General features: G+C 58.6%; 8 protein-coding genes. 6 read left to right on the top strand and 2 right to left on the bottom strand.

Annotation, left to right across the window (positions count from 1 at the left end; translation table 11 throughout):
* The first annotated feature begins 612 nt into the window (after positions 1-612).
* Positions 613-855, top strand: a complete 243-nt coding sequence (locus AB7F49_RS36830) for a hypothetical protein (protein ID WP_428532132.1) — start codon at positions 613-615, stop codon at positions 853-855.
* Positions 856-1,101: 246 nt separating this feature from the next.
* Complete coding sequence (locus AB7F49_RS36825) at positions 1,102-2,151, top strand: AI-2E family transporter (protein WP_428532129.1); 1,050 nt, start codon at positions 1,102-1,104, stop codon at positions 2,149-2,151.
* A 75-nt stretch (positions 2,152-2,226) separates the two neighbouring features.
* Here the strand turns inward: AB7F49_RS36825 and AB7F49_RS36820 are convergent, their stop codons facing one another.
* Both AB7F49_RS36820 and AB7F49_RS36815 read right to left on the bottom strand, forming a co-directional pair.
* Positions 2,227-2,322, bottom strand: coding sequence for a BA14K family protein (locus AB7F49_RS36820; RefSeq protein ID WP_428532135.1), 96 nt, complete (start codon positions 2,320-2,322; stop codon positions 2,227-2,229).
* A gap of 699 nt (positions 2,323-3,021) precedes the next feature.
* Positions 3,022-3,219 carry a DUF3008 family protein gene (locus AB7F49_RS36815; RefSeq protein ID WP_428532126.1) on the bottom strand — a complete coding sequence of 66 codons (198 nt, stop codon included), beginning with the start codon at positions 3,217-3,219 and terminating at the stop codon, positions 3,022-3,024.
* 329 nt (positions 3,220-3,548) lie between these two features.
* Between AB7F49_RS36815 and AB7F49_RS36810 the strand changes: the two genes are divergently transcribed.
* The 4 genes from AB7F49_RS36810 (at position 3,549) to AB7F49_RS36795 (ending at position 6,611) form a co-directional block, all read left to right on the top strand.
* Positions 3,549-3,935, top strand: coding sequence for a response regulator (locus tag AB7F49_RS36810; RefSeq protein WP_428532123.1), 387 nt, complete (start codon positions 3,549-3,551; stop codon positions 3,933-3,935).
* Between the two features lie 1,128 nt (positions 3,936-5,063).
* Complete coding sequence (locus AB7F49_RS36805) at positions 5,064-5,711, top strand: matrixin family metalloprotease (RefSeq protein WP_428532120.1); 648 nt, start codon at positions 5,064-5,066, stop codon at positions 5,709-5,711.
* Positions 5,712-5,818: 107 nt separating this feature from the next.
* On the top strand, positions 5,819-6,274 hold the full coding sequence (locus AB7F49_RS36800; protein ID WP_428532117.1) for a PRC-barrel domain-containing protein: 456 nt from the start codon (positions 5,819-5,821) through the stop codon (positions 6,272-6,274).
* A gap of 139 nt (positions 6,275-6,413) precedes the next feature.
* Positions 6,414-6,611: a CsbD family protein gene (locus tag AB7F49_RS36795; protein WP_428532114.1), complete on the top strand. Its 198-nt coding sequence runs from the start codon at positions 6,414-6,416 to the stop codon at positions 6,609-6,611.
* The last annotated feature ends 192 nt before the right edge of the window (positions 6,612-6,803 follow it).

Raw genomic sequence — 6,803 nt, 5'->3', positions numbered from 1 at the left:
CTTTTGAGTCCCGTCTTCTGAGTCCCGTCTTCGGGACGGCTCGGGTCAGAGAACGTGCATGCGCGGCACAAGTTCCGACACCCCCAAACCATTCGGCTGCGAATAATCCTCCCGGCAATGATCAATCGGATCGAACCGTCGACGTTCTCTGCAGCCCAATGTGAAACTTCGGTTCCGGAACCGCCGTGCATGTCGCGCGTTAATTCCCGAAGCGTTCAAACTGTTGATTCCGATACGCACGATATGAGCAATTCAGATGGAGACGCTGCTGCCAACTCGGCCGGAGATTACTGCTGGCAAGCCGGGCAGCCCACGCCCCGGACCGCGTGAGCCAGGCACCATTACGCCGCCTGAACCGAGTCCGGGCCCACCGCCGGACGGCGAACCGGAGCGCACTCCAGGCCCGGATCCCACGGACTTGCCGGCTCCCGATCCGCACAATCCACCCATTGTGGATCCGACGCGTCCGCCGGGTCGAAAGACGGATGCGGCCATCGAGCAACTCTTGCGCCAATCGATTTTGGGCGTGTCCTTACCCCATGCAGTCAACGCGCACGAATGCCTTCCGTAGGATTGATCCTCAGAGATGGTATGGCAAGGAGACCTAAGCCAATGGAGATATCGACAGCGGAACTGAATATCCTTCAAACGCTTGCCAATGCGGAAGCAGACCGCGGCGCATACATGAGCATCGACAAGCTTTGTTCCGAGCTTAGCGGGACGCGAAAGGCCGTATCGCCATCCGACGTGCTGCAGGATCTAAGGCGGCTCAGACAGAAATCATTCGTCGCGTTCGACGGTGGCGATGCGATCGAGATTACAGATACCGGACTGGCAGCACTGAAATCGATGTAGCCAGCATCGCCGTAGCGAGCGGAAGCGTTGAATGAGCGAAACGGAAGGGCGTGCGGCTGGGTCTTGCACCTCTCGCGCCGGTCCGCTGCGCGGAGCGGTGGGAACCAAACTTCGGCTTTCAGGGTTGTACCGGTTTGGAGAACTGAGCCGGTTTGGTTCGCTTGTGCGATCGCTTTTGGGCGCAAGCCGGAGATGATGAAGAAAAATTCAATCTCCAGGATCGATCTTCAAGATGAAGCATTCACGATGAGCCAGGATAGCAGCGGGTCCCTGTTCTCCTCCGACCATTTCCTGCGCCGCCTCGTACAAATATCCGTATTCGTTATATTGTTGCTACTGGCATGGCAACTTGCGCATCTGCTGCTGCTGATTTTCGGATCGGTCGTGATTGCGACTATCCTTCGGGGGTCGGCCAACGGGCTGACGCGATGGCTGCATGTGCCGCAGTCCTGGTCGCTGGCCGTGGCCGGATTATTGCTGGCCGCCGTGGTCGGCGGCACGATCATGCTGCTCGGTACTCAGATTGCTGCACAGCTCGGGCAACTGAGCGGTCAGCTCAGCGCCAATATAAATAAGCTCCATACGCAATTGGAGAGCATGGGCATCCCCGAGCAGCTCAAGGATTCCTCCATCGTCGGTACCGTCGCCGATAACGTCACTTCATTCGGCAAGGCGCTGGCCGGCGCCATCGCCGATGCAGCGCTTGTCATCGTCGCAGGCATCTATCTCGCCATCGATCCAGAATTGTATCGCCGAGGAACCATCATGCTGTTTCCCCACAGCGTTCAACCGCGGATTCAGAACGCAATGGATGCATCAGGCACGGCGCTCGGACAGTGGCTGCTCGCACAGCTCATCGCCATGCTGATCATCGGCTTTCTGTCAGCAGTCGGATTGTATCTGATAGGCGTACCGTCTGCGCTCGCATTGGCGCTGATCGCGGGCGTCACCGAATTCATTCCGTATCTCGGCCCGTGGCTCGGTGCTCTGCCTGCGTTGCTTGTCGCCTGGTCGCAAGGACCTGACGTTCTTCTGTGGACCGCGGTGCTCTATCTCGGCATCCAGCAATTCGAAGCATACGTTATATCGCCCCTGCTCGCGCGCCAGATGGTGGCCGTCCCGCCGGCGGTAGGGCTGTTCGCCGTCGTCGCCTTCGGCCTGGCCTTTGGGCCTTTCGGCCTGATCCTGGCGTTTCCCTTGGCTGTCGTGACGATGGTGATGGTGGTCAAGCTCTACTTGCAGCCGGAGCTCAAGGAAGACGTCCAGGCACCGGGCGAAAAGCCATCCGATGTGTAGTACGCACACACGAAAACACTGGCCAGGCTGGTGCGTGGCCAGTGTCAAATTTGGCAAATGCCAACTGCAGGCTCGTCAGCGCAGATAGGGGCAGAGCTGACGTGGTCCGCCGCCGTAGGGTTGGAAGGTTCCATCACTCCAGCGGAACGACCGGTAGCGCGCGTCGCACATCTCCCACCTGTCACGGTAATCCCGTTGCGAGCTGGCGATGGCGCCACCGATGATCAAACCTGCAATGCCAGGGACAATCCACCTGCCATCGCGCCATACGCGCCCGCGATGCCCGTACCGCCCACCGCGGTGACCATGCCAGCGGCGTGGCCCCCGCCATTGCGCAAGCTGGTATGTCGCGCCGGGCTCCATGCTATCGCTGCTCCGGTCTGACAGTACACCGGAGAGCTGCGGAGCCCGTGTCCCGAATGCAAAGCCGATGGACATTGGCTTTGGCGCAATGCCTGCAACGCTCGACGCCGTGCCTGGCGTCGATGAAGCAATGGATGCGGCGCTCATAGCCGACGAAGCGGTGAAGCCTGCTAACGCACCACCAAGCGCCAAGGCACAAACAAATCGGCTTGTCCTGTTGTTTCTCATCAAGGTGCCACCTCCTTCTGCAAGGGGCCACGCAAGAGCGCGGCCCGGTTTCAGTCGAGGGGCAACGCAATTCCAACCGATTGGTTCGTCTGAAACCGCTGTTCTTCCATTCGGTCGCGGCTCGCGGAACGAGTCCCAATCTGGGTGTATTCCGCATGGAACCATTCGTTCAGCCAGGCGTTTCGTGTACGCTTTGGCGCGCGCTGTTGCGGACCGCGAATTCAACCGATCACCACACGGCCTTGCCGTCCTCATAATATATCCATGATCAGTATACGCTCACCTAGTTCGGCCGCGCGGTACATGCTCAGGCTTGCCCTTGCGCTTTGTCTCTGCAAAATCGTGCAGTTGCTCCTTGTTCATCGACTCATACATTTCCCTTGCTGCGCCCCTCAGTTTCGATTTCGGCGTCTCGCCGCGCTTCGCAGATAGCGCTGCGCCAGCCGCTTTCTGCTGCGCCTTGGATTTCGACGGCATTTTGATCGTCCTTTGTTCAGGCACTCAGGCCCTTTCGTCATGGAATTTCCTATTCCGCGCATTGACAATTGCGCGGTCGCTTGAGGCTAACACCGCATGGCCTGTTTTGTTTCTTGTGGCTCCGGGATACCTGGATGGGGCCGCGACGCAGTCAGGGTGGAAACCGTCAAGCACCCGGGCGGCGACCAGGATCGCGGCACACGTCGTTAACAGACTGTTACCACACAAAGCAGTACAATGGCACGCACCACGGGTGCCTGCTTTTTTAATGATGTTACCGGAACAATCGAGACGCTTGTGCGTTTCACGGCGCAACCAGAGGTTCGTGTATGAGAGGTCCGAACGATATTCTGCGTGGAGCGACCATTCTGGTTGCTGAGGATGACGCCGTGCTCGCCTGGGATTACCAGGCGGCTATAGAGGAATGCGGCGCTCACGTCGTCGGTCCCTTCTCAACCGGGCGAGAGGCAATCGAGGCTCTTCACCGGCCGATCGGTGCAGCTCTTGTGGACCATGTTCTGAGCGATGGACCGAGCAATACGCTCCAGGCCGAGCTACAGGCCAGAGAAATACCGTTCGTCGTATTGACGGGCTACCCGCGCGTTCTGGTCAAGAACGAAGACGTATCTGCCACCATTCTGAACAAGCCGATCGCGGCCAGCGATCTTTGCCGCGCTTTGACGGACGTCTGTTCGATGCGCCTCGAGAAGCGCTGACCGGCCCCAACGCCAACGAACCGGGCGCAGCAGCGCTTCTCTCGACGATCCAGCGCATGGGAACCGATGCACGAGAGCCGCCGTTGTCGGCTGACACGCTGCCTGCATGACAATCGGTCGAAACGGGCGGGAGCAAATCGGGTGTTTTGCCGGTTTCCACCTGATCTTAGGAAAGAGGCTTCCAACCCGTTTGCAGGCAGTATTGATCCGATCCCGGATCGCTTGTCAGACGCACAAAAAACCCCGCAGAACGCTGCGGGGTCTTTTTTCGAGCCCATGTATTCCGGCGTAAAGATCAACCCTCGCGGCATTGGCGATAACGACGCCACCACGTCCGGCTGCCAGTTTCTTCCGCCCTGTTACGGAGCCATCTGCAGTTGCCGTGATAGTAGCCGTCATAGAAGTAGAATCCCGGTCCCCAACCGTAGTGGCGACCACGGCGCCCATGGCGCCGGTCGTGGTCGCCGACGCGCACGCCGACACCACCAGGCCCCACGCGGACGCTTACGCCGCTCTCAGCTTTCGCGGCAGGAACCGCCATACCGGCGGTTATTGCGAGCATGCCGGCCGCCGCACAAGAATGCAGGATATACCTCATCACGCCTCCGTCCTTTCGCTGTTTTCAGACAAGCTTCAATCTTTGTGATTGAGAGCCAAATCTCAGGCATAATGACGTTCCCGGATGATGGTTCCCATGATACTTGGTTGCGCTTTTTTGTCCGTATACATTTTTATCGTGTGCGCGTATGCGGTCGCAGCAGCGATCAGAACGTGACGGGATCGACGGCTGGCCAATTCTGCAGCCGCTCTGTTCGTGCCCCACGACCGGCTCCGTTGCTTCCGTCACGATACGGACGGAAGCCCCATGCAAAGGGGCCATGAGCTGACAGGCAGGAACAGGCACCGCTGCATTTGTACCGATATATTTGCTAGAATAATGAAATACCGCCCATTCACGCGCGGATATGCCTCAGTGGGTCGGGCAATTGCATGCAGCCGCCCGGCGTCCCATGAGCTAGTGTTGCCGACGCGCGATCGAGCCGGGGGCTCACGCTTACGGCGTGCTGGGGGAATAAAATGGGGATTGGGCGGGGGGTTCTACTCGCGGTCGGGATATTGTCGGCGAGCGTGCTGACGGCTTCGGCTACGACCGAGCCGCAGTATGTGTGGCTGCGATTGGGTGGCCAGCTCGTCCGCTGGGAGGCGCGCGGCGGACTCAAGCCAGGCGTGGTAACCTACGGATTTGTGCAGAGCCGCATGGCGTTCGGCTCAGCTCACAACTGCAAGGCCATGGATCCGCTCGATGGTATCGCAGCTTCAATGAATAAGCCCCTTTCGATCGTCGAACAGGAAATTGTAAAGGGCATCAAGCAGTGGGAGATGGCGACGCCCCTCCGTTTTGAACAGGCGAAGGATTGGACCAAAGCGCAGATCCTCATCGGCGCGCGGCCGAAATCGAGCGGATCCGGTTTCGCCGACGTCTTTCCCAGCCACGCGCGTGGACCGATCGCGGGCATTCAGAGGTCATTGATCTGTTTTGACGCCGGTCACCGTTGGAAGATCGGTTTTGACGGCAACATGACATCGTACGACATCAGATATGTTGCCATGCACGAAGCAGGCCATGCCATCGGGCTCGATCATCCGGGAAGCTCGGGCGAAGTCATGTCCTATAAATATCAGGAGACATTTCGCTCGCTCCAACCCGGCGATGTACGCGGCGCAAAATCCTTGTACGACGCGGACGGCGCCAGCACGCTCGCACAGACGCGGTAAAGCGCTACCTTCGCCAACAACATGGAACTGGCATTGCTTCCGGTCGTTTGACACGTGAGCCGCACGCGATGCGGACGGCCGTTGTCAATCGTCCTGAGGAGCACCCGATGAGGAACCCAAATCAGCTTGTGGCTGGCACTGCATTCGCCACACTCATTACGCTCTCGCCAGCAATCGCAGAATCACCTGGCGCGACCAACAAGGCGCCGCCTGCCAAAATGGATAGAGGCGCAGCACCGAGCACCACAGCTCCGACTACGGATCACTCCACAGCCAACGTCGGGAACTTGCGTGCATCTGCGCTGATCGGGACCTCGGTCCGGAACGCGCAGAACCAGTCGATTGGCGACATCAACGACCTTCTGCTCGCAAGTGATGGAACCATCGATGGCGCCGTCGTCGGCGTCGGAGGCTTTCTCGGACTCGGTGAGCGCAACGTCGTGTTGAGGTTTGACGCGTTGAGCGTTTCTCAGGACGGCAAAAATCTCAGAGTAACGACATCGATGACAAAACAACAACTGCAGACTCTGCCAGAGTGGAAATCGGCCGAATCCGCGCGGTAACCGCAGCTTGCACGTCGCCGGACGGGAGCGACCTGCCCCTTTTTCCAATTTTATTTCAAACACATCTTTTTTTGAACAGGGAACCCGAATTACGTGCGGCGCGTTTTTGGGCTGTTCAAGTAAACAATGGAGGTCTTCCATGGACTGGGATCGCATCGAAGGCAATTGGAAGCAGTTCTCGGGCAAGGTCAAGGAGCAATGGGGAAAGCTTACCGACGACGAGCTGACCCAGATCGCGGGAAATCGCGATCAGCTCGAGGGCAAGATACAATCCCACTATGGCTACGCGAAGGATCAGGCCCGCAAACAAGTCGACGACTGGCTGAACCGGATGTGATCGGCCGGTGAGATTCTGTCGAAAACGAAGGGCTACGGCGGAACACTCGTCGTAGCCCATTTTCATGCATCAAGCCCCACCGCTTGTAACTGCTCATCGGAACCGTTCGCCGGAGAAAGAGTTCGGTATTCGTCGTTGCCGGCAATCGTCACAATGAGAAAATACGTCAACGGGAGCAGGAACATTCCGCTT

This window comes from Pseudorhodoplanes sp. (assembly GCF_050250235.1).
GTDB lineage: Bacteria > Pseudomonadota > Alphaproteobacteria > Rhizobiales > Xanthobacteraceae > Pseudorhodoplanes.
The sequence above is the reverse complement of the archived record's forward strand: the minus strand, read 5'-3'. Positions and strand labels throughout refer to the sequence as shown.

Bases quoted from the DNA above. Each gene is read 5' to 3' on its own strand.
- AB7F49_RS36830 (WP_428532132.1), top strand. From the start codon at position 613: ATGGAGATATCGACAGCGGAACTGAATATCCTTCAAACGCTTGCCAAT.
- AB7F49_RS36800 (WP_428532117.1), top strand. From the start codon at position 5,819: ATGAGGAACCCAAATCAGCTTGTGGCTGGCACTGCATTCGCCACACTC.
- AB7F49_RS36815 (WP_428532126.1), bottom strand. From the start codon at position 3,219: ATGCCGTCGAAATCCAAGGCGCAGCAGAAAGCGGCTGGCGCAGCGCTA.
- AB7F49_RS36810 (WP_428532123.1), top strand. From the start codon at position 3,549: ATGAGAGGTCCGAACGATATTCTGCGTGGAGCGACCATTCTGGTTGCT.
- AB7F49_RS36825 (WP_428532129.1), top strand. From the start codon at position 1,102: ATGAGCCAGGATAGCAGCGGGTCCCTGTTCTCCTCCGACCATTTCCTG.
- AB7F49_RS36795 (WP_428532114.1), top strand. From the start codon at position 6,414: ATGGACTGGGATCGCATCGAAGGCAATTGGAAGCAGTTCTCGGGCAAG.
- AB7F49_RS36820 (WP_428532135.1), bottom strand. From the start codon at position 2,322: ATGTGCGACGCGCGCTACCGGTCGTTCCGCTGGAGTGATGGAACCTTC.